Raw genomic sequence first — 20064 nt, 5'->3', positions numbered from 1 at the left:
ATGCTCCTGCAAGAAAAGTGTGGCGGCCTGGTCGGTGCGGCTTAAGCAATGGTGCGTCGCAGCATGATACATTTGCGGGCTGCCATGTCCCACGCCCGCCGCCAGACATCCCTGCATGGTAGCCGGGTGAAATCCCTTTCCTGAGAGAGACCTCATGAAGATTCACGAATACCAAGGCAAGGAAATCTTGCGCAATTTTGGTGTGCCCGTTCCGCGCGGCATTCCCGCATTCACCGTCCAAGAAGCGGTGGAAGCAGCCCAGAAGCTCGGCGGCCCGGTCTGGGTCGTCAAGGCCCAGATCCACGCGGGTGGCCGCGGCAAAGGCGGCGGCGTCAAGGTCGCCAAGACCATTGAAGACGTCAAGCGCATCGCCGGCGACATCCTGGGCATGCAGCTCAAGACGCACCAGACCGGCCCCGAAGGCCAGAAGGTGCGCCGCCTCTACATCGAAGACGGCGCCGACATCCAGAAGGAATACTACGTCTCGATCGTGACCGACCGCGCCACGCAGAAGATCGCGTTCATCGCATCGAGCGAAGGCGGCATGGACATCGAGGAAGTGGCCCATGCCACGCCCGAGAAGATCATCACCGAGTTCATCGACCCGCTGACCGGCCTCGGCGACGAGCAAGCCAAGAAGATCGCCAACGGCATCGGCCTGCCCGCAGAGTCCACCGCCCAGGCCGTCGACATCTTCCAGAAGCTCTACCAGTGCTACATGGACACCGACGCCTCGCTGGTCGAGATCAACCCGCTCAACCGCAACAGCAAGAACGAACTGATGGCGCTGGACGCCAAGTTCAACTTTGACGCCAACGCGCTGTTCCGCCACCCCGAGATCGTGGCCCTGCGCGACCTGGACGAAGAAGACCCCGCTGAAGTGGAAGCCTCCAAGTTCGACCTGGCCTACATCAGCCTGGACGGCAACATCGGCTGCCTGGTCAACGGCGCAGGTCTCGCCATGGCCACCATGGACACCATCAAGCTGTTCGGCGGCGAGCCGGCCAACTTCCTCGACGTGGGCGGTGGCGCCACCGCCGAGAAGGTGACCGAAGCCTTCAAGATCATGCTCAAGAACAAGAACGTCAAGGGCATCCTGGTCAACATCTTCGGCGGCATCATGAAGTGCGACACCATCGCCACGGGCGTCATCACCGCCTGCAAGGCCGTGAACCTGTCGGTGCCGCTGGTCGTGCGCATGAAGGGCACGAACGAAGAGCTGGGCAAGAAGCTGCTGGCCGAGTCCGGCCTGCCGATCATCGCCGCCGACACGATGGCCGAAGCCGCGACGAAGATCGTCGCTGCCGTCAAGTAATGACCTGGGGGACGGAGCTGTTGCTCTGTCCCCGACTGACTAGAACGCTAGGACAAGAAACATGTCGATCTACATCAACAAAGACACCAAGGTCATCACCCAGGGCATCACGGGCAAGACCGGCCAGTTCCACACGGAAAAGTGCCAGGAATACGCGAACGGCAAGAACGCCTTCGTCGCCGGTGTGAACCCGAAGAAGGCCGGCGAGTCGATCTTCAACATCCCGATCTACGCCTCCGTCAAGGAAGCCGCCCACCAGACCGGCGCGACCGTGTCGGTGATCTATGTGCCGCCCGCAGGCGCGGCCGCCGCAATCTGGGAAGCCGTCGAGGCCGACCTGGACATGGCGATCTGCATCACCGAAGGCATCCCGGTGCGCGACATGCTCGAAGTGCGCAACAAGATGAAGGCCAAGGAAGCCGCCGGCGGCAAGAAGACGCTGCTGCTGGGCCCCAACTGCCCCGGCATCATCACGCCCGACGAGATCAAGATCGGCATCATGCCCGGCCACATCCACCGCAAGGGCCGCATCGGCGTGGTGAGCCGCTCGGGCACGCTGACCTATGAAGCCGTCGCCATGCTGACCGAAGTGGGCCTCGGCCAGTCCACCGCCGTGGGCATTGGTGGCGACCCGATCAATGGCTTGAAGCACATCGATGTGATGAAGGCCTTCAACGACGACCCCGACACCGACGCCGTCATCATGATCGGCGAGATCGGCGGCCCCGACGAAGCCGAGGCCGCGCTCTGGTGCAAGGCCAACATGAAGAAACCGATCGTGGGCTTCATCGCTGGCGTCACCGCCCCTCCGGGCAAACGCATGGGCCACGCCGGTGCGCTGATCTCGGGCGGTGCCGACACGGCCGATGCCAAGCTCGCCGTCATGGAAGAGTCGGGCTTCATCATCACGCGCAACCCGTCCGAACTGGGCCAGCTGCTCAAGGCCCAGCTGAAGTAATCTGTACGCAGAATTACGGATGAGGAGGGGCACCAGAGCCCGATAAACTGCCGTCTCCCAAACAAGAAAAGCGCCTGAAACCCCGTTTCCGGCGCTTTTTTTGTGTTCACAACACTGGAGAAAATGCATGGAGTTTCTGCAAAGCGCCGATTTCTGGATTGGCTTGGTCAAGATCGTCTGGATCAACATCATCTTGTCGGGCGACAACGCGGTGGTCATCGCGCTGGCCGCGCGCTCCCTGCCGCCGCAGCAGCAAAAGAAAGCCATCTTCTGGGGCTCGGGTGCCGCCGTGGTGCTGCGCATTGTGCTCACGGTGGTCGCAGCCAAGTTGCTGGAGCTGTCCTACCTGCAGATCATTGGCGGCTGCCTGCTGCTGTGGATCGGCCTGCAATTGCTCAGCGGGAACGACGAAGACGAAGGCGGCGAAAAGTCGCATGGCAACCTGATGACCGCGGTGCGCACCATCCTGATCGCCGACCTGGTGATGAGCCTGGACAACGTGATTGCCGTGGCCGCCGCCGCGCAGGGCAGCATGCTGCTGCTGATTTTGGGGCTGGCCATCAGCATTCCGCTGGTGATCTTCGGCAGCACGCTGATGATCAAGCTCATGGAGCGCTTCCCCGTCATCGTCGTTCTGGGTGCTGGCCTGATCGGCTGGGTGGGCGGTGAAACCATCATGAACGACACCGCTTTGAAGGACGTGCTGGTGGTGCATCCCATGCTGCATTACGTGGCTGCGGCGATTGGAGCGGTTTTTGTGGTCGGGGCGGGCAAGCTGCTCCAGGCCCGAGCCAATCAGCCTGTCACAACGCATTGATGCCCTGCGGCAGGCTGCGGCCTGCCCAGCGCCTACGGCCTGCCGCAGACCATGTGCCAATGGCGGCGATGGCAGGCACAGGCCTGCGGCGGCGCCCCAAACCCTGACACGAACGGCAAGCCCTCCAGGGCCACTGCGGCGGGCCAACATGCTGCACGCAGGCACGCGCTGCCGGATGCTTCACCACCAACGCACCGGCGTCCCCGTGCTTCTGTAAAATATTACAGTCAGTTACCAAAGGTGCCGTGGGTGAAAAGAACAAACAGAGGGCCAGGATCTGCGCTACACAGAGCGCATGACGAGGCCGTGCGACCGGCGCCCACCAGCACCCGCCAAAGCCTCGTCTATGATGCAGGCCACGTCTCTGGAGAGCACCACCCCATGGCGGATTTGCAAGACACCGTGATGAATGCGGCTGCCCCCGCCTGTGCTCGCCCGGGGGCTGGCCGGACCCCATGAAATACGAGTTCTGTGCCCGCACCGACTGCGGCCGGGTGCGCGCCAACAACGAAGACGCCGTGGCCATGGACGCACACGCCCAGGTGGCCGTGCTGGCCGATGGCATGGGCGGGTACAACGCCGGCGAAGTGGCCGCCGCCATGGCCACCTCCTCCGTCTGCGCCGAAATGGGCCGCTGGCTCGCGCAGGCCAGCTCTCCGGTGCCCGCCCGCGCGCTGCGCCGCGCCCTCGAAACCTGCGTGGACAGCGCCAACCGGGCCATCTTCGACGCTGCCCAGTCCAACCCCGTGTACGCCGGCATGGGCACCACACTGGTGGCCGCCGTGTTCAGCGGCCACCGGCTGCTGCTCGGCCATGTGGGCGATTCGCGCGGCTACCGCCTGCGCGCAGGCCAGCTCACGCAGCTCACGCGCGACCACTCGTGGCTGCAGGAACAGGTCGACGCCGGCCTGCTCACGCCGCGGCAGGCGGCGCTGTCGTTGGGCCGCAACCTCGTCACGCGGGCGCTGGGGGTCGACTCCCAGGTGCAGCTCGAAACCACCGAATTCCCGGTCGAATCCGGCGACCTGTTTCTCCTATGCTCCGACGGCCTGAGTGAAATGGTCGACCACGCCGAACTGACCGCCCTCATGGCCGCCCATGTGCCGCTCGAAGACAAGGCCAGCCGCCTCATCGCCGCCGCCAACGCCCATGGCGGGCGCGACAACATCAGCGTGCTGCTGGCCCAGGCCGGCACGGCGCAGCCGCGGTGCAGCTTCATGTCGCGCTGGCTCAAGGCCGCCTGACCCAGCCGCACGCCCTTATGTACCCCACCACCAGGAGTTGGCCATGCCCAAACTGATCCTCTCGATCGATGGAGTCGCCATCAAGGAAATCGAGCTGACCAAAGAGCGCACCACGCTCGGGCGCAGGCCCTACAACGACATCGTCATCGACCACCTGGCCGTCAGCGGCGAGCACGCCGTGCTGCACATGCTGGAAGCGCAGGCTGTCGAAATCGAAGACCTGAACAGCACCAACGGCACCTATGTGAACGGCAAAGCCATCGGGCGACAGCTGCTGCGCCATGGCGACACCATCGAACTGAGCAAGTACAAGATCCGCTTCCTCGACGAGGCCGAAGCCGAGGGCTTCGAAACGACCGTGGTCGTCAAGCACCGCATGGCGAGCGCCCCCCGGCCCCTGGCGCGCACGGTGCCCGCCGACGCGGCCGCCAGCCCGGCCGTGATTCGCGTGCTCACGGGCCCCGCCGCCGGGCGCGAAGTGGCGCTGACCAAGGTCGTCACCACCATCGGCAAACCCGGCGTCGCCGTGGCCTCCATCACGCGCCGCCACCAGGGCTTCGTGCTCGCGCACGTCGAAGGGCCGGAGCTGCCGCGGCTCAACGGCGCAGCGGTGGCCGGCAGCGCCACGCCGCTGCAAAGCGGCGACCGTGTGGAGCTGGCGGGCACGCAGATGCAGTTTGTGCAGGGGGTGACGGGGGCAGTGCTCTGAGTGTGCTACCCGCCATGGCGGCGGCCGCAGACAGGCGAGGCGCGATTAGCGCTCCTTGTTTAATAGCTCCTAACGCTTACTGCATAAGCGTCAGGAACTGATTCATTAGAAATCAGAACACGGTCCCTTATTTTCCAGCGTCTAGGTCAGTTTGCCCGCCAACGCCAGCGAGGCCCGCAGGGCATCGTTGATGCGCGTTTGCCAGCCATCGCCGCTGGCGCGCAGCGCGGCCAGCACGTCGGCATTGAGCCGCAACTTCACGGCCTCTTTGATGGTCGCGGCCCGGGGCCAGCCGCGGGGCTTGAGTGTGGCGCCATCGTACTGGTCCGCCGTCTGAAAGAACGCTTCGCTCAACTCTGGCGCATCGTCTGGGTCAGTCCAGGTGGCGGGCGTAGAAGGTTTTTTCGCGGTCATTGGCTTTCCTCATGCTGATGATGCGGCGCACCCCGCCGCGCGGCGTCAAGACCAAGACCACCAAGCGGACATCCAGCTGGCCCGCGGTGATGAAGCGGTCTTCTTCATGGTCTTGCCAGGGGTCCTGCCCGTGAAGTGAAGGCCCACAAATACCTCGGCAGCGCGGGCAAAGTCCAGGCCGCAATGGGCCAGGGTCTTCTCCCGTTTGGTGCTGTCGAGCTCGATTTTCATTTTATTTATTGTGCCCCCAATAAATAAGCAAATTCCAATCCTTGAAGGGACGCCATGTTCTTGTTCAGCAGTCATGGGCCTTTGCAGCAATGGACACCGCAGGCGGCTCGTCTTCTGCCGGCTGATCCATGAATTTGCGCAAATGATTGATTCGATCGCTGCAGAAAGAAATGGGTTTTTTATTCCCGCCAGGTAGAGCTGGCTGGCACGCAGATGGAAGTGTGCAGGTTTGAGGGGGGATGGGAGCTGTGCGACCTGCCGGCCGTGCGATGGCTGGCGACGGAAATCCCCGAGATGCAGGCGGAGCACCATCGGAGATCCTGTTTTGATAGTTGCTAGCGCTTTCTGCACAAGGGCTAGAGGCCAATTTCACCTGAATTTGAAGAATGCCGTCGCGGTGTGAAAGGTGGTGCCTGCACAGGCCAGCGCGGCCTGACTCACTGTAGGCCGCACGCATTTGATTTGTAAGACAAAGATGCACCTTGTGACATCTTCGGAGCGACAAAATTGTCAGATGCGCGCACGCGGAAGCGAGACGCGACACCGCCGTGAGAGATGCTGAGGAATTTCGCAAAAATTGACACGTCTTGTTGCATTCGACGCCTGGCACGGAACCTGCTGTTGTTGTTACGAGCCTGGGGAATTCTTCCGCAGGTTTTCCATTGCAATTGATTTTGAGGAGAGATTTATGAAGCGCTCTATGCAAATGACCCAGAAGGGTTTCACGCTGATCGAGTTGATGATCGTTGTGGCGATTATTGGTATTTTGGCGGCTGTGGCTTTGCCGGCTTATCGTGATTACACGGTCCGCGCCAAGGTCAGCGAGCTGATCCTTGCTGCGTCTGCCGGTAAAACGGACGTGTCTGAATTTGTGAATACAAACGGAGCTATGCCCAGCACAGCATCGCTCCCCCTCACTGCACAACTGTCAAAATATGTCGCATCTGTGTCTTACACTGGGACAGATGCATCCAAGGGCTACATTCTCGTAACTGCGACCGCAGCAGAGCCCGCTATCGACGCCGCTCAAATTGCACTCAATGGTGTTGCAACGAACGGCCAAGTTGTCTGGACCTGCAATACAGCCAACACAACCAAGGCAATTGAGGCTAAGTATCTGCCTGCCAGCTGCAAGTGATCGTCCTTCGATAAAGGACATCTTGTGTTGCGCAAAAAGGCCCCTTCATAGGGGCCTTTTTTATATTTTCAATTTATCAATCAATGCATATCGGGTCGCTGTTACTTGGCCTCGAAATCGGCGGTTTCAAAACAGTGATTCCAATGCTGTTATGAATCAGGTGGGTACATTTATAGCAATATTGTGGTGAGTGAAAGGTTTTAATGAACATTGCACAAAAACCAGCATGGTTTCACCTTTCGGTAACCCAGCCATTGGCGCTGCCGTTCAACCCTTGGTGGTTGCTGTGGGTAATGGGGATTGCCGGTGCGTGGCTGTTGCCCACCCACTTCATCCCGTGGGGGGGATTTCACGCCGATCTGCTGATGACCCTGGCACTCCTCCCAGCAGCCTTCTGGATCGTGCTTCGGACAAGCCGCCCACTGCCATTGAACGCGAGCGTAATCGTCGCACTATGTACCGCCTGCGTGCCGCTGCTGCAGTTCAGTACGGGGATCATTCATTTTGCAGGAGATGCCTGGATCCCTGGCCTCTACCTGTTTGGCTTTGCCTTGGCGCTTCTGGTTGGTGCGCGCTTCGAACAGGCAGCGGCCGGTCAGCTGATAAATGCCTTGTTTGCGGCTATCGGCGCTGCCGCTTTGTTGTCCACGGGCATCATCCTTTACCAATGGCTAGGGCTTTCTGGGTTAGGGCTCCTTACGCTGCACCTTCCGGCAGGCTATCGACCGTTTGGCAACTTGGGGCAGCCGAATAATTTAGCGACTCTCCTCGCGTGGGGTTTGGTCGCACTTTGGTGGGCTTATCTCTCTGCGAGAGTACGCGGCTGGATTGCGGTGGGAGCGGCGGCCTGTTTGCTTTTTGGAATTGTTGCAACTCAATCGCGAACCGCGTGGCTCGAAATTGCCGCGCTCGGCGTTGCAGCTGCCGTTTATCGCAAACAATTGGTCGTTCACAGTTACGCAAATGTACTGTTAGCTCTAGGCACCTTGTTCATACTGCTGGTGCTTGGATGGGGGGATATAAATCACGCGCTACATCTGCAGGCTGCGCGAGAACTGTCTGGTGAGATGTCGTCCCCGGGATTGCGGCCAATGGCATGGAGGCTATTTTTTGATGCACTGACCCAGCACCCATGGATGGGGTGGGGCTGGAATCAATTGTCAGTTGCCCAATCCGCAGTAGCGAGCGATCATCCAAAATTGGGCAACACCTTTCAGAGTGCCCATAACTTGGTCATTGACCTGCTTGTGCAGAACGGCGTGTTGCTCGGTACGGCGCTGGTCCTTCTGTTGGGCATCTGGTTCACGGCGAAGGCGCTGCGAGTCCATACGGCCCAAGGGTGTTTGCTATTGATTGCCATAGGCGTTTTGCTCGTGCATTCGATGCTCGAATTTCCTCACGAGTACCTTTATTTTTTGCTGCCAGCCGGGTTGATGATGGGGTCGTTGGATACGTTGTACCCTAGCCGTGGGGTGATTGCATTGCCACGCTGGGTTGGCATCATTTTTCTGTGTTTGGGCGCTGCCACGACAACTTGGGTTACCGTCGAATACAACATGGCCGAACGAAGCTTGGAGCGCTTACGTTTCGAGCGCAATCAAGTCGGACCATCGCGTAACAGTAAAGCCCCAGATCTGCTCTTACTGACGCAACTGCGCGAGTTCTTGCGCTATTTGCGCATGCCACTCGGGGTAGAGGTTACTCCCCAGCAACTCAACAATATGCGCATGGTGACAGAGCGGTTTCCCTCCGAAGGAAATCATTTGGTTTTTGCCGTTGCAGCAGGGCTCAGCGGACGCCCGGAATTGGCTCGTGATGCCCTGCTACGCATGTGTCACATGGTGCCTAATGAGACATGTCGTACTACGCTCATTACATGGAAGTCGCTTGCAGCTGCATCACCGGAACTATCAGCCGTCGAGGTGCCTCCTCCGCTGCAGAATATTATCGACTAGCAAACAATATTAATGGCGGATTCAAAAGTGAAGTGCAATACCTGCCAACCTGTAAGGTCCGCAGATTCCAAGCACCGCCTCGCACGGATAAACTAAGGGACGGATAAACTAAGGGACACCCACTTAGTTCGACAAAACTCGCCCCCTCGTTTACCCTGCGCCCACCCCCCGCGCTCTGAAATCCCGCCATGACCCGTCCCCGCTCTGCCTGGGTCAGCCTGCCAGATACCGCTTGTACCACTGCCGCCGCGCCTTTCTGTGCGGGCACAACCACCACAGTGGCCAGAGCTTCGAGCACCGCCGGGGCTGGATTGCCATGCGCATCAAGGAACTCGCGCACATCTTTGCCATCGACGTGGCTGTCTATGCGGTGATGAGCAACCATTACCACGTGGTTGTCCACGTCGACAGCACGCGGGCGCAGCAGTGGAGCACCGAAGAGGTGCTGCAGCGCTGGACGCAGCTGTTTACCGGTCCGCTGCTGGTGCAGCGCTACTTGTCGCAGGCGCGCGCTGCCATGGGCGATAGCGAGCTGGAAAAAGTCCACGAACTGGCCGAAACCTTCCGCGCGCGGCTGTTTGACCTGTCTTGGTATATGCGCGTGCTCAACGAGTCGCCGGCGCGCCAGGCCAATGCCGAGGACGATTGCACGGGACGGTTTTGCGAGGGACGCTTTAAAAGCCAGGCGCTGCTGGACGAGCAGGCGCTGCTGGCGGTTCTTGCGCGGTATGCACGCGGCGAGCAAAGCGTTTAGGTGAGATACGGTCCATCTTCTTTAAAGAAGGCATGGAATGCGTTCTTTGCCAATACAAACTGACGTGCGTGCATGCAGGTGAACATCGAAGAAGCGAGGCTGGTGATGAGCCTGATGGATCGGCGCACACTATGCGGTTTCGCTGGCGTGGTACCCGCCCTTGGCCAAGAAGCATGCCAGCCCACGCCCATAAGAAACCGGTGTGGCACCGGTTTCTTATGGGGAACTGGCCCCCGCTGCATGGCCTAGGCGGCAGCGCCGCCCTGGCCTGCTTCAGCGCGTGATCTTGGTGATCTTCGACCCCTGCAGCGACACGCCCGCTTCCAGCCCGGTATTGGTCATCACATAGCTGGTGACCGGAGCCTGCACGGTCGTGGTGTCGATGCTGCCGTTGGCGCCGATGTGGCCTGCCGCCACGGTGGCATCGACGCCGCCCGACCAGCCGTTGCCGTTGACGAACTTGTCGAGCGCGTCCTGGGTGTTGAAGACATAGATCACGGCCTTGGACTGGCCGCCGGCCTGCCAGCCAATCGAGGCACCGGTGGTGGTGTAGTAGCTGTGCGTTTTGTTGGCCACGCGCAGCACGCCTTCGCCGTGCTGCACGCCGATCACGAAACTGCCGCCGATCACGGCCGGGAACACCAGCACGCCCCGGGCGCGTGCGATCAATTCGCGCGAGCCGGGCGCCGTTTCATAGAGGCGCGACAGCGTGGCGTTGGCCTGCGATTCGAGCGAGGCGCGGTCCGAGCGCGGGGAGGCCTGGGCACTCTCTTTGGTGGTGGTGCAACCGACCATGGCGACCCCGGCGGTGCCGACCACGGCGGCGACCAATAAGGAGCGGAGAGAAAGTGTTTTCATGGAAGACCTCCTGGGTGAAAGGTGGAACAACTTCAACCGCGCCCGGGGCCCTGCCAAAGACAGCGCTGGCGCAAGTCTGGCCTTTATGGTAGTGGGCTTGCGCGCCACTTGAGTCAACGCAGCGCCAAGTCGGCCTGTGCGCCTACACGCCGCGGTGCCTGCCCTGAGCGCCGTGGGTCGCGCTCACGCTTTACCGGCGCCGCGCCGCCGCATACAGGCCTTGCACCTTGGGCACGTTCTCCTCGAGCTCGCGGATGCGCTGCGGGCCGCTGGGGTGGGTGGAGAGGAACGCGGGGCCGCCCTGTCCGCCCGTGGCCTGGCCCATCTTGCGCCACAGCGTCACGGCCGCCTCGGGGTTGTAGCCGGCGCGCGCGGCCATCTCCAGGCCGACGAGGTCGGCGTCGCTCTCGTCGCCGCGGCTGAACTTGAGCGTGAGCAGCTGGCCACCCAGGTTGGCGGCGAGGTTGCCCATGTCGCCCAGGCCCAGCAATTGCGCGCCCAGGCGCAGGCCGAGGTTGGTGGCCTCGCTCTTGGCCATGCGCGCCCGAGCGTGCTCGCGCAGCGCATGCGCCATCTCGTGGCCCATGACCATCGCGGCCTCGTCGTCGCTGAGCTTGAGCTGGTCGAGGATGCCGGTATAGAACGCGATCTTGCCGCCGGGCATGCAGAAGGCATTGATCTGCTTGCTGCCGATCAGGTTGACCTCCCAGCGCCAGTCGCGCGCGCGCGGGTTCCACTGCGCGGCAAACGGCACCAGGCGCTGCCCGATGGCGCGCAGGCGCTGCAGCTGCGGGTGGCTGTCGGGTGCCAGGGCTTTTTGCGCGCGCGCCTGGGCCAGCAGCTGGCTGTATTGCTGCGTGGCCGCGTTCTCGAGCGTGTCGGCCGGCACCAGGTTGCGCAGGCCGGACGACGAACCCACATCGACCTGCGCCAGCGCGGGCGGCGCGGCGGCCACCGCGGCGGCGGCGCTGAGCAGGAAGGCGCGGCGCGCCGACCAGGGGCCGTGCGGGGCAGGGGTGGCGGGGTCAAACGGGGGGCAGAACAGGCACATGCGCCAATAATAGGCACAAAGGACACCTCTTCCATGTCAGACCACTTCGCCGGCACGGCGCCCGCCGCCCTTTCCGGCCCGGGCGCGGCGGCCGCGCCAGCCCCCCGCGGCGCCGAGCCCGCCGCCGATACTGCCGCCCGGCGCCCGCCGCGCATGCCCTGGCGCCAGACGCTGCGCGTGTACCGGGAGCCCGCGAGCCTGCGCATGCTGACGCTCGGCTTTTCTGCCGGGCTGCCGCTGTTGCTGGTGCTGGGCACGCTGTCGTTCTGGCTGCGCGAGGCCGGCATCGACCGCACGACCATCGGGTACCTCAGCTGGGTCGGGCTGGCCTATGCGTTCAAGTGGGTCTGGTCGCCGCTGGTGGACCGCATGCCGCTGCCGCTGCTCACGCGCTGGCTGGGCCGGCGGCGCAGCTGGCTGCTGCTGGCGCAGGCCATGGTGATGGCGGGGCTGGTCGGCATGGCGTTCAACGACCCGCAGCAGGCGCTGACGCCCGTCGTGTGGTGCGCGCTGGCGGTGGCGTTCGGCTCGGCCACGCAGGACATTGCGCTCGACGCGTTTCGCATCGAGTCGGCCGATGCCGACCGCCAGGCGGCGCTGGCCGCGACCTACCAGACCGGCTACCGCCTGGCGATGATCTGGGCCGGCGCGGGCGTGCTGTGGCTGGCGGCGCGCGCCGAGATGGCCGGCGGCGCGCTCTACCAGCCGGGTGCATGGAAGCTGGCCTACCTCGCCATGGCCGCGTCGATGCTAGTCGGCGTGGCAACGGTGCTGCTCTCGCGCGAGCCGGCGCCGCGCGCGCTGGCGCCCGCCAGGAATGCGGCCGAGTGGCTGCGCGGCGCGCTGGTCGATCCGTTTGCCGACTTCATCGCACGCTACCGCTGGCAGGCGGTGCTGATCCTCGCGCTGATCGCCGTCTACCGCATCAGCGATGTGGTGATGGGCATCATGGCCAACCCGTTCTATGTCGACATGGGCTACACCAAGGACGAGGTGGCGGCCGTGACCAAAGTGTTCGGCGTGGTCATGACGCTGCTGGGCGCGTTCATCGGCGGTGTGCTGTCGATGCGCCTGGGGGTGCTGCGCGTGCTGATGCTCGGCGCGGTGCTGAGCGCCGCCAGCAACCTGCTGTTTGCGTGGCTGGGCACGCGCGGGCACGACCTCGGCGGCCTGGTCTTCGTGGTCTCGGCCGACAACCTGGCCGGCGGCATCGCGTCGGCGGCGTTCATCGCCTACCTGTCGAGCCTGACCAACGTGCAGTATTCGGCCACGCAGTACGCGCTGTTCAGCTCGATGATGCTGCTGGCGCCGAAGTGGATCGCCGGCTTCTCGGGCCGCTTCGTCGACGCGCACGGCTACACCGAGTTCTTCACCGGCACCGCGCTGCTGGGCCTGCCGGTGCTGATCCTGGTGGCGCTGGTGTCACGCATGAAAACGCGCTCCAGCGCTTGACAGACAAGCGCTGTAAGCTATATTTTCAATAGCAACCGCAGCGCCGCGCGCCGCGGCGGTTTACCCCAGCTTTACGGCCGCTTCAACGCCGCGAGATGCGCGGCGGCGACCATGGCCCCTCCACCCTTACCGCAGCATGCCCATGACCTCGCACCTGTTGATGATTGAAGACGACACCCGCCTGGCGCAGATGGTGGGCGAGTACCTGGGCCAGTCGGGCATGCGGGTCACGCACCAGGCCGACGGCGCCAGCGGCCTCGCGCAGCTGCAGGGCCCGGGCGCCGAGCCGCTGCCCGATCTGGTGATCCTCGACCTGATGCTGCCCGACATGGACGGCCTCGACGTGTGCCGGCGCATCCGCGCGCTGCCCGGCCCGGCCGCGCAGGTGCCGGTGCTGATGCTCACCGCCAAGGGCGACCCGATGGACCGCATCATCGGCCTCGAACTCGGCGCCGACGACTACCTGCCCAAGCCATTCGAGCCGCGCGAGCTGCTGGCGCGCATCCGCGCCATCCTGCGCCGGCGCACCGATGCGAGCGCGCCGGCCGCGCAGGTGCTGCGCTTTGGCACGCTCGAGATCGACCGCGACGCGCGCAGCGTCACGGTGGCGGGCCAGCCGTGCGACCTGACCTCGTACCAGTTCGACCTGCTCGTCGCGCTGGCCGAGCGCGCCGGCCGCGTGCTCACGCGCGACCAGATCATGGAGGCCGTGCGCGGGCGCGAGCTCGAAGCCTTCGACCGCTCGATCGACGTGCACATGGGCCGCATCCGCGCCGCGATCGAGCAGGACGCCAAGAACCCGCGCCGCATCCTCACGGTGCGCGGCGTGGGCTACGTCTTTGCCAAGCAGCAAGATTAAGCCGCCATGCCGCTGATCCACCTGTTCTCGCGCCGGCTGTACCTGCGCATCTGGCTCGCCGTGGTCGGCGGCGTGGCGGTGCTCACGCTGCTGGTGGGCTGGGCCTGGCGCGTGGCGGCCGAGCAGAACGCGCAGCAGCAGGCGGCGCCACCCGCGCGCGAGCTGGTGCTGCGCGACGGCCTGGGCAACACGCTCGTGGCGGGCCTGGCGACGCGCGTGCCGGGGCCGCCCGGCGAGGGGCTGGAGCTGCGCATCGAGAGCGAGGACGGCCGCGCCTACAGCCTGCAACTGGCGCCGCGCGCCAACCGCGGCGAGCGCGGCGGCAGGGGCCGGTCCGAGGCGGCCTTCTGGACGCGGGCGCCGTTCGGCTTTGTCTGGATGCTGGGCCTGGTGGGCCTGGCGGTGGCCGTGGGCGTGTTCCCCATCATCCGCCGGCTGTTCAAGCGGCTGGATGTGCTGCAGCACGGCGTGCAGCGCTTTGGCGAGGGCGATCTGTCGGTGCGCGTGCCGGTGCACGGCCACGACGAGGTGGCCGACCTGTCGCGCCAGTTCAACGCCGCGGCCGGGCGCATCGAGACACTGGTGCAGTCGCACAAGTCGCTGCTGGCCAACGCCTCGCACGAGCTGCGCTCGCCGCTCACGCGCATCCGCATGGGGATCGAACTGATGGGCGGCAGCCAGCCTTCGCCCGCCTTCCGCGACGAAATCCTGCGCAACATCGCCGAGCTCGACCAGCTGGTCGACGAAATTCTGCTGGCCAGCCGCCTGGACGCGCGCGAGGCCGATGTCGGCACCGTCGAGCTGGTCGACCTGGTGGGCCTGGTCGCCGAGGAATGCGCGCGCGTCGACGCCGACCTGGACGCCAGCGCCGACACGCTCGAGGTGTCCGGTGTCGCCAAGCTCTTGCGCCGCGCCGTGCGCAACCTGCTCGAGAACGCGCGCCGCTACAGCCAGGGCGAGATCACCGTGAGCCTGCGGCGCAGCGCCGGCATGGCCGAGGTGCGCGTCTGCGACCACGGCCCCGGGGTGCCCGAGGCGCTGCGCGAGCGCATCTTCGAGCCGTTCTACCGCCTGCCCGGCGCCAGCGAACGCGCCGGCGGCGTGGGCCTGGGCCTGGCGCTGGTGCGCTCGATCGCTGGGCGCCACCACGGCAGCGCGCACTGCGAAGACCGTGCCGGCGGCGGCGCCTGCTTTGTGCTGCGCCTGCCACTGCAGGCCCCGGCGCAGGCCTGAATTACTCCCATAAAGTGAGCAGCTTGCGCACGCATCCATTGAGATTCAGCCGCTTTATCCGTTGAAACCCAAACCAGCCAAGCGCCAATAGCTATTTTTTATATAGCACAGGCGCATTCGGCGGTGCCGCGGCAGCGCCGCCCCGGTTGCGCGGCAGGCCCCGCGCGCCGGACAATGTCCGCATGACGCTTCCCATACCCTCCCGCTTCAGCGCCCGTTTCGGCCTCTCCACCCCCATCGCGCTCGCGCCCATGGCCCTGGCCTCGGGCGGCGCCCTGGCCGCCGCCTGCGCGCGCGCCGGCGCGCTCGGCCTGGTGGGCGGCGGCTATGGCGACCTGGCCTGGACGCAGCGCGAATACACCTTGGCCCTGCAGGCCGCGGACACCGGCCGCATCGGCTGCGGTTTCATCACCTGGAAGATGGACGAGGACGCGTCCGCGCTCGATTGGGTGCTGGACCACGGCGGGGCCGAACGCCCCCGGGCCGTGATGCTGTCGTTTGGCGACCCGCGGCCCTACGCCGCGCGCATTGCCGCCAGCGGCGCCGCGCTGATCTGCCAGGTGCAGCGCATGGACCAGGTGCCCCAGGCCATCGAGGCCGGCGCCGCCGTCGTCGTGGCGCAGGGGGCCGAGGCCGGCGGCCACGGCATGAACGCCTTGAACGGCCGCGCCACGCTGACCTTCGTGCCCGAGCTGGCCGACTGGCTGGCCGCCCACGCGCCGCAGACCCTGCTGCTGGCCGCGGGCGGCATTGCCGATGGCCGCACGCTCGCGGCCGCCCGCGTGCTGGGCGCCGACGGCGCACTGGTCGGCTCGCGCCTGTGGGCCACGGCCGAAAGCCTGGCGCCCCAAGGCGCCAAGGAACTGGCCCTGGCCACCGACGGCGACGGCACGGCGCGCAGCGCCGTGTTCGACATCCTGCGGCGCAAGCACTGGCCCGCGCCCTACGACTTCCGCGCCCTCCGCAACGCGTTGCACCGGCACTGGGAGGACCGCATCGACGCCCTGCGCGCCGCACCCGAGGAGGCGCGTGCGGCCTATGACGCCGGCGTGCAGGCGGGCGACTTCACAGCGGCGCACGCCACCGTGGGCGAGGCCGTGGGGTTGGTGCGCGACCTGCCGGGGGCGGGCGAACTGATCGCACGCATGGAAGCACAAGCGCTTACCTTGCTGTGCGGCGCGGCAGGCAGCGCGCACCAGCTCTGAACCTACAATCGGCGTCGTTGCACGCCCCTCCTCCCATGGCCTGCAGAATCCGCGGCGCATCGCAAGCGATGCCTGTCCCCCCTCCCGCCGCCATGCTGCACATCATTGCCAACCCGTTCACCCTCACGCATTTCCTGCTCGAAAGCCTGCCGCGCGAGCGCCAGGGCCACATCCACCAGCACCCCGCACGCCGCAGGGGCGTGGTCTACACCGTGCGCAAGGCCATCGATGCGGCGCTGCCCTTCCGGCTGGCGGGTCTGCGCTCGTTTTCCCGTGAATACCTGCAGGGGCTGCTGGACATTGCGCCCCATGCGCCGGTGCTGATCTTCGGCATCGAGAACATCAAGGACCTGAGGATTATCCGCAAGCACCTGCGCACGCGCCGTGTGTCCGTGTTCACCTGGAACCCGGTGATAGACCACAACCAGAACCACCGTGCGCGGCGCCTGCACATCCGCCTGCTCAAGGGGCTGGGGTTTCGGGTGGTCACTTTCGACCCGGCAGATGCCGCGCAGTACGGACTGGACCTGGTCCCGCAGGTGTACCGTCGGGTGGACGCCTACCGCCAGTGCGCTGCCGCCGACGTCGATGTGTACTTCCTGGGCAAGGACAAGGGGCGTTTTGACGCGCTGCACCGGCTAGGCATGCAATTGCAGGCGCTGGGACTGCGCACCGACCTGCTCGTGGTGCCGGAACGCGGGCGCGAATACCCCGTGCAGACCGCGGTCGGTCTCTGCCGGCAAGAGCTGAGCTACCGCCAGAACATCGAGCGCATCCAGCGCGCGCGCTGCTTGCTGGAGTGGGTCCAGGCCAACCAGACCGGACTCACCATCCGCACCCTGGAAGCGCTGTTTTTTGACAAGAAGCTAATCACCAACAACCCCAGGGTGAAGCAGCAGCCCTTCTACCACCCGGCGCGGATTTTTGTGCTGGGCCACGACGACCTGGGTCAGATCGCCGATTTTCTGGCGGCGCCCATGCCGCCCATCGCAGACGCCACACTCGCAGCCCACGACTTTCCGCTCTGGATCCGGCAATTCGAAAGCTTCGGCACGGCCTGAAAGCATACGGCAACGCCGCCGCACCCGTCCTTCTTCACGCATGCATCGCGCACGCCACACACGTATCCATGACACCGACCCACGCCAAACTCCCCAGCCTATTTGATCGTTGGTCACAAAGGCTGCTGGTAGGCGCATTTTTGACGTTCCCGGTCGCGCTGGCGCTGGGCAACGCGCTCGCGGCGCTGTGCCTTGTGGCCACCCTGCTGTCGGGCAACCTGCGGACGCAGTGGCGCAAGGTCTTCCTGCTGCCGAGCGCCTGGGCCATGCTGCTGCTGTTCTTGCTGGTTCTGATGGGCACCAGCTACAGCAGCGGGCCCGGCAGCACGGCCCTGGTGCACCTGTCCAAATATGCCAAGCTGCTGGCCGGGCTGTTTTTCGTGACGGTGCTGTTCGATGCCAAAACGCGCCGCCAATGCCTGTACGCCTTCATGGCGGCGATGGGCTTCATCCTGGCCTCGGCCTATGCCGGCATCTTTGTTGCGCTCCCCTGGTCGGCCACACAGCAGACCGGCTGGGGCGTGGACCACACGGTGGTGGGCGACTACATCACGCAAAGCGTGATGATGAGTTTCTTCGTGCTGGCCTGCCTGGCCCTGGTGTGGAAATGCACAACCCCCTGGACGCGCGCTGGCTGCGTCCTTTTGGCGCTGCTGGGGGCGGTGAGCATCACGCACATGTCATGGGGACGCACGGGGGTCTTTCTGTTGGGCAGCTGCCTGGTGGTTGCCGGCGTGGCGGCAGCGCATGGCAAAAAGAAGCTTTGGGTGCTGGGCGCCACCGTCGTCCTTCTGGGCTTGGTCGCAGCGAGTTCGCCGCTGTTGATGGGCAAGATCAGGCAGGGCTGGCACGAGGTGCAAAACCATGAGAGCAACAAATACAGCTCTCTAGGACGTCGTTTGTACAATTACCAGTCCGTCGTCGCACTGATCCAGCAGCACCCGCTGGCGGGCACGGGCACGGGCTCTTTCGATACGGAAGCCTGTCGCTTGAACACCCGGCCCGAGGACTGCCAGGAATTTGGCTGGCATCCACACAACCAGTACCTGTTCTTCATGGTCGAAAATGGCGCGCTCGGCGGCTTGCTGTTCGTGGCGCTGGTCGCCAGCCTGTTCTATGCCGCGCGCAGGCGCAGCACGCCCGATCAATTCCTGCTGCTGGGATTTGCCACGGCGTTGGCGGCCGACAGCCTGGTCAATTCGCCCCTGTTCAGCGCACGCGAAAGCCACTTCTTCATTTTCATGATGGCCTTGTTGATTGCCGGCCCGGTGATCGAGCAGCAGACTGAACTACCGAAAGCCACGCCATGACGCCCACGATGCCGCCGGTCTATTCCCTGCACTGGGACAACATTTCCCCCGCCATTCTGCAGGGGCAGGCCGCCGTTTTTTCCAAGCTCGGGCTGGACCTGCGCCAGGAGCGCCACCACCACAAGGCGCATGGCGTCTGGATGAACGAGGTCATCGAGCGCCACCAGCCCGGCGACGTGATCGTGTTCTGCGACATCGATGCGTTCCCGCTGCACACCCAGGCGTACCGCGAAGCGGTGCAGAGCGCCGAGCGCGGCGCCGTGTTCGGCCTGTCGCAGTTTTCCAACCACAAGAAAAACACCGAGGTGTATGCCGGCCCGATGTTCATGGCCTTCACGAAGGCGACCTGGCAGGCGCTGGGCAGCCCGAGCCTCAAGTCCAGCGAGCGCTTTGACGCCGCCGAGGTGCTGTCGGCCCGTGCGCGCGCGCAGCAGGTGCCACTGGCGCTCAAGCCCCCCACCAGCTGCATCGTCTCGAAATGGGCGCTGGGCCATGAAGGGGTGTTCGGCATTGGCACGTTCTATGGCAGGAACGAGTTCTTTCACCTCTTCGAATCGCGTTTTCCAGCCTACGAACGCCTGTTCTCGATGGTCGTCGGCGATGTGCTGGCCGAGCGGCCGTTGAACTTTCGCGGCTACCTCGAAACCGCGCAGCATGCCGAAGCTGACAACACCGGCGCACCGCGCCGCAAGAGCCATCGCCTGGTGCCCAAGTTCCTGCGCAAATACTTCTCGCACTGATTGCCCGCTGCCGCCATGTCGCTTCCCATTTTCTACATCAACCTGGCGCGTGACACCGAGCGCCGCGCGAAGCTCGAAGCCGAGCTGGCGCGCCAGGGCCTGCACGGCACGCGCTTCGAGGCGGTGTGGTGGGCCGACCTGGACGCTGCCGAGCAACAGCGGCTGTATTCGGCCGAACTCAACGCGCGCCAATACCACGCCACGCTGGTGAATGGCGAAAAAGGCTGCTACGCCAGCCACCTGCGGTTGTGGCAGCAGCTGCTCGCCAGCGGGGCGCCCGCCATGGTCGTGCTGGAAGACGACGTGGGCTTGAAAGACGGCTTCGCCGCGCTGCTCGAGGCGATCGGCCAGCGCGCGCAGCCCTGGGACATGGTCAAGCTGATAGGCCGGGAGCGCGATACCTTCCGCGGCCGCTGCCTGTTGGACCGGGGCGTGGAGCTGGTCGATTACAAGCGGGTGCCCAGCATGACGGCCGGCTATGCCATCAGCCGCGCGGGGGCGCAAAAGCTGTGCCAGTCGCGCCTGCCGTTTGGCCGGCCGATCGACGTCGATCTGCGCTATTGGTGGGAGAACGACCTGGCGGTGCTGGGCGTCTCGCCGGCCGCACTGGTGCTCGACGAGACCAGCTTCACCAGCAGCATCGGCAGCAAGGCCACGGCCGTGCGGCTGGGGCAGCGCTGGCGCAAATTCAGGCGCCAGTGTGCCTACAGCGCCCTGAGCGCCTGGCACAACGCCCGTCGCGGCCCGCTGCTGAAATAAG

21 protein-coding genes are annotated in these 20064 nt (G+C 64.7%); 16 read left to right on the top strand and 5 right to left on the bottom strand.

What is annotated here, in order from left to right; all coding sequences use genetic code 11:
- The first annotated feature begins 154 nt into the window (after positions 1-154).
- The 5 genes from sucC to B2J86_RS09240 all read left to right on the top strand — a co-directional run bounded on the left by sucC (position 155) and on the right by B2J86_RS09240 (position 5043).
- Positions 155-1315: an ADP-forming succinate--CoA ligase subunit beta gene (gene sucC, locus B2J86_RS09260; RefSeq protein WP_169170752.1), complete on the top strand. Its 1161-nt coding sequence runs from the start codon at positions 155-157 to the stop codon at positions 1313-1315.
- A 61-nt stretch (positions 1316-1376) separates the two neighbouring features.
- Complete coding sequence (sucD, locus tag B2J86_RS09255) at positions 1377-2273, top strand: succinate--CoA ligase subunit alpha (protein ID WP_169170753.1); 897 nt, start codon at positions 1377-1379, stop codon at positions 2271-2273.
- Between the two features lie 127 nt (positions 2274-2400).
- Positions 2401-3090 carry a TerC family protein gene (locus B2J86_RS09250; RefSeq protein ID WP_173025336.1) on the top strand — a complete coding sequence of 230 codons (690 nt, stop codon included), beginning with the start codon at positions 2401-2403 and terminating at the stop codon, positions 3088-3090.
- 455 nt (positions 3091-3545) lie between these two features.
- Positions 3546-4334, top strand: coding sequence for a Stp1/IreP family PP2C-type Ser/Thr phosphatase (locus B2J86_RS09245; RefSeq protein ID WP_173025335.1), 789 nt, complete (start codon positions 3546-3548; stop codon positions 4332-4334).
- Positions 4335-4377: 43 nt separating this feature from the next.
- Positions 4378-5043, top strand: coding sequence for an FHA domain-containing protein (locus B2J86_RS09240; protein ID WP_173025334.1), 666 nt, complete (start codon positions 4378-4380; stop codon positions 5041-5043).
- A gap of 141 nt (positions 5044-5184) precedes the next feature.
- On the opposite strand, the gene B2J86_RS09235 is transcribed toward B2J86_RS09240, so the two are convergent.
- From B2J86_RS09235 to B2J86_RS18155, 3 genes are read right to left on the bottom strand one after another with little or no spacing between them, the layout of a single operon-like run.
- A complete protein-coding gene (locus B2J86_RS09235) occupies positions 5185-5457 on the bottom strand; it encodes a BrnA antitoxin family protein (RefSeq protein WP_173025333.1) in 273 nt (90 codons plus the stop codon).
- Positions 5417-5533: a BrnT family toxin gene (locus B2J86_RS18160; protein ID WP_254068033.1), complete on the bottom strand. Its 117-nt coding sequence runs from the start codon at positions 5531-5533 to the stop codon at positions 5417-5419. Before B2J86_RS18160 ends, B2J86_RS09235 begins: the two co-directional genes overlap by 41 nt.
- Positions 5503-6000: a hypothetical protein gene (locus B2J86_RS18155; protein WP_254068035.1), complete on the bottom strand. Its 498-nt coding sequence runs from the start codon at positions 5998-6000 to the stop codon at positions 5503-5505. The genes B2J86_RS18160 and B2J86_RS18155 overlap by 31 nt, the downstream gene beginning before the upstream one ends.
- A 394-nt stretch (positions 6001-6394) precedes the next feature.
- On the opposite strand from B2J86_RS18155, the gene B2J86_RS09220 reads away from it, so the two are divergent.
- The 3 genes from B2J86_RS09220 to B2J86_RS09210 all read left to right on the top strand — a co-directional run bounded on the left by B2J86_RS09220 (position 6395) and on the right by B2J86_RS09210 (position 9535).
- A complete protein-coding gene (locus B2J86_RS09220) occupies positions 6395-6826 on the top strand; it encodes a pilin (RefSeq protein ID WP_216842343.1) in 432 nt (143 codons plus the stop codon).
- A 203-nt stretch (positions 6827-7029) separates the two neighbouring features.
- Positions 7030-8781 (top strand): PglL family O-oligosaccharyltransferase, encoded by a 1752-nt coding sequence (locus B2J86_RS09215; protein WP_173025332.1) that lies wholly within the window; start codon positions 7030-7032, stop codon positions 8779-8781.
- Between the two features lie 232 nt (positions 8782-9013).
- Positions 9014-9535, top strand: a complete 522-nt coding sequence (locus B2J86_RS09210; protein WP_216842338.1) for a hypothetical protein — start codon at positions 9014-9016, stop codon at positions 9533-9535.
- Positions 9536-9808: 273 nt separating this feature from the next.
- On the opposite strand, the gene B2J86_RS09205 is transcribed toward B2J86_RS09210, so the two are convergent.
- Both B2J86_RS09205 and B2J86_RS09200 read right to left on the bottom strand, forming a co-directional pair.
- Positions 9809-10393 (bottom strand): YSC84-related protein, encoded by a 585-nt coding sequence (locus B2J86_RS09205; RefSeq protein ID WP_173025331.1) that lies wholly within the window; start codon positions 10391-10393, stop codon positions 9809-9811.
- A gap of 190 nt (positions 10394-10583) precedes the next feature.
- On the bottom strand, positions 10584-11444 hold the full coding sequence (locus tag B2J86_RS09200) for a M48 family metallopeptidase (protein WP_173025330.1): 861 nt from the start codon (positions 11442-11444) through the stop codon (positions 10584-10586).
- A 153-nt stretch (positions 11445-11597) separates the two neighbouring features.
- Here B2J86_RS09200 and B2J86_RS09195 point away from each other — a divergent pair, with 153 nt between their 5' ends.
- The 8 genes from B2J86_RS09195 to B2J86_RS09160 all read left to right on the top strand — a co-directional run bounded on the left by B2J86_RS09195 (position 11598) and on the right by B2J86_RS09160 (position 20063).
- Positions 11598-12896, top strand: coding sequence for an MFS transporter (locus B2J86_RS09195; protein ID WP_254068031.1), 1299 nt, complete (start codon positions 11598-11600; stop codon positions 12894-12896).
- A 142-nt stretch (positions 12897-13038) separates the two neighbouring features.
- Positions 13039-13755, top strand: a complete 717-nt coding sequence (locus B2J86_RS09190) for a response regulator transcription factor (protein WP_173025328.1) — start codon at positions 13039-13041, stop codon at positions 13753-13755.
- A 6-nt stretch (positions 13756-13761) separates the two neighbouring features.
- Complete coding sequence (locus tag B2J86_RS09185) at positions 13762-14988, top strand: ATP-binding protein (RefSeq protein ID WP_173025327.1); 1227 nt, start codon at positions 13762-13764, stop codon at positions 14986-14988.
- Between the two features lie 182 nt (positions 14989-15170).
- Positions 15171-16193: a nitronate monooxygenase family protein gene (locus B2J86_RS09180; protein ID WP_173025326.1), complete on the top strand. Its 1023-nt coding sequence runs from the start codon at positions 15171-15173 to the stop codon at positions 16191-16193.
- A 92-nt stretch (positions 16194-16285) separates the two neighbouring features.
- Positions 16286-17254 carry a hypothetical protein gene (locus B2J86_RS09175; protein ID WP_216842337.1) on the top strand — a complete coding sequence of 323 codons (969 nt, stop codon included), beginning with the start codon at positions 16286-16288 and terminating at the stop codon, positions 17252-17254.
- Between the two features lie 140 nt (positions 17255-17394).
- Complete coding sequence (locus B2J86_RS09170) at positions 17395-18564, top strand: O-antigen ligase (RefSeq protein WP_173025324.1); 1170 nt, start codon at positions 17395-17397, stop codon at positions 18562-18564.
- Positions 18561-19304, top strand: coding sequence for a hypothetical protein (locus B2J86_RS09165; protein WP_254068022.1), 744 nt, complete (start codon positions 18561-18563; stop codon positions 19302-19304). Before B2J86_RS09170 ends, B2J86_RS09165 begins: the two co-directional genes overlap by 4 nt.
- A 15-nt stretch (positions 19305-19319) precedes the next feature.
- Complete coding sequence (locus tag B2J86_RS09160) at positions 19320-20063, top strand: glycosyltransferase family 25 protein (protein ID WP_173025323.1); 744 nt, start codon at positions 19320-19322, stop codon at positions 20061-20063.
- Position 20064: the final 1 nt, after the last annotated feature.

Origin of the sequence: Acidovorax sp. SRB_14, assembly GCF_012932145.1 — a bacterium.
Lineage (GTDB): Bacteria > Pseudomonadota > Gammaproteobacteria > Burkholderiales > Burkholderiaceae_C > Simplicispira.
The sequence above is the reverse complement of the archived record's forward strand: the minus strand, read 5'-3'. Positions and strand labels throughout refer to the sequence as shown.

Coding starts and splice junctions, on each gene's coding strand:
- sucC (WP_169170752.1), top strand. CDS start 155: ATGAAGATTCACGAATACCAAGGCAAGGAAATCTTGCGCAATTTTGGT.
- sucD (WP_169170753.1), top strand. CDS start 1,377: ATGTCGATCTACATCAACAAAGACACCAAGGTCATCACCCAGGGCATC.
- B2J86_RS09250 (WP_173025336.1), top strand. CDS start 2,401: ATGGAGTTTCTGCAAAGCGCCGATTTCTGGATTGGCTTGGTCAAGATC.
- B2J86_RS09245 (WP_173025335.1), top strand. CDS start 3,546: ATGAAATACGAGTTCTGTGCCCGCACCGACTGCGGCCGGGTGCGCGCC.
- B2J86_RS09240 (WP_173025334.1), top strand. CDS start 4,378: ATGCCCAAACTGATCCTCTCGATCGATGGAGTCGCCATCAAGGAAATC.
- B2J86_RS09235 (WP_173025333.1), bottom strand. CDS start 5,457: ATGACCGCGAAAAAACCTTCTACGCCCGCCACCTGGACTGACCCAGAC.
- B2J86_RS18155 (WP_254068035.1), bottom strand. CDS start 6,000: ATGGTGCTCCGCCTGCATCTCGGGGATTTCCGTCGCCAGCCATCGCAC.
- B2J86_RS09220 (WP_216842343.1), top strand. CDS start 6,395: ATGACCCAGAAGGGTTTCACGCTGATCGAGTTGATGATCGTTGTGGCG.
- B2J86_RS09215 (WP_173025332.1), top strand. CDS start 7,030: ATGAACATTGCACAAAAACCAGCATGGTTTCACCTTTCGGTAACCCAG.
- B2J86_RS09205 (WP_173025331.1), bottom strand. CDS start 10,393: ATGAAAACACTTTCTCTCCGCTCCTTATTGGTCGCCGCCGTGGTCGGC.
- B2J86_RS09200 (WP_173025330.1), bottom strand. CDS start 11,444: ATGTGCCTGTTCTGCCCCCCGTTTGACCCCGCCACCCCTGCCCCGCAC.
- B2J86_RS09195 (WP_254068031.1), top strand. CDS start 11,598: ATGCCCTGGCGCCAGACGCTGCGCGTGTACCGGGAGCCCGCGAGCCTG.
- B2J86_RS09190 (WP_173025328.1), top strand. CDS start 13,039: ATGACCTCGCACCTGTTGATGATTGAAGACGACACCCGCCTGGCGCAG.
- B2J86_RS09185 (WP_173025327.1), top strand. CDS start 13,762: ATGCCGCTGATCCACCTGTTCTCGCGCCGGCTGTACCTGCGCATCTGG.
- B2J86_RS09180 (WP_173025326.1), top strand. CDS start 15,171: ATGACGCTTCCCATACCCTCCCGCTTCAGCGCCCGTTTCGGCCTCTCC.
- B2J86_RS09175 (WP_216842337.1), top strand. CDS start 16,286: ATGCTGCACATCATTGCCAACCCGTTCACCCTCACGCATTTCCTGCTC.
- B2J86_RS09165 (WP_254068022.1), top strand. CDS start 18,561: ATGACGCCCACGATGCCGCCGGTCTATTCCCTGCACTGGGACAACATT.
- B2J86_RS09160 (WP_173025323.1), top strand. CDS start 19,320: ATGTCGCTTCCCATTTTCTACATCAACCTGGCGCGTGACACCGAGCGC.